Source organism: Acetobacter zythi (assembly GCF_963921165.1).
GTDB lineage: Bacteria > Pseudomonadota > Alphaproteobacteria > Acetobacterales > Acetobacteraceae > Acetobacter.
The window spans coordinates 1-647 of the sequence record NZ_CAWUEO010000039.1; the positions used below are offsets into that span (position 1 = coordinate 1).

Consider the following 647-nt stretch of genomic DNA (forward strand, 5'->3'; position numbering starts at 1 on the left):
GCACGGGTGCGCTGCTCATGACCGAACTGCAATACGCCATTAACCCCCAGCCGGATGATATGTCCAAGGTCACCAAGGACCCCGGCCTGCCCGGCATTTACAAGCTGGGGGGTTTTTACGACACGGGGCGCTTTCCCGACTACCGCTACAACACGGCGGGCCAGTCGCTTGGGGCCAATGGGGGTGAGCCACGCATGGATCGGGGCAACTGGATGGTTTACGGCATTGTGGACCAGATGCTCTGGCGGCCCTCGCTCCAGTCTGCCCAGTCTGTGGGTGTGTTTGCACGCGCCACGGGCAACAATGGTGATCGCAACATGATCAGCTTTGCGGTGGATGCGGGTGTTAACCTCAAAGCCCCCTTCAAGGGGCGTGATAACGATACGGTGGGCGTGGGCTGGGGCCTTGGCCGCGCCACTTACGGGCTGCGCAATTATGACCGCACCAGTGGCTCCCACCCGCAGGGGACGGAGAACCATCTGGAAGTTACCTATCAGGCGCAGGTCACGCCGTGGTGGGTCATGCAGCCGGACTTCCAGTATATCTGGAACCCGTCAGGCGGGATCGCGGACTGGGGTGGTTACAAGCGCGTCGGGAACGAAGCCGTCTTTGGTCTGCACTCCAGCATTACTTTCTAAAACAGGTGG

1 protein-coding gene is annotated in these 647 nt (G+C 60.9%); it reads left to right on the forward strand.

Translation table 11 applies throughout. The features are described from left to right. Nucleotides 1-638 (forward strand): carbohydrate porin (locus tag AABE20_RS11250; RefSeq protein WP_338333149.1); only part of this gene is annotated, 638 nt, incomplete at its 5' end. Nucleotides 639-647: the final 9 nt, after the last annotated feature.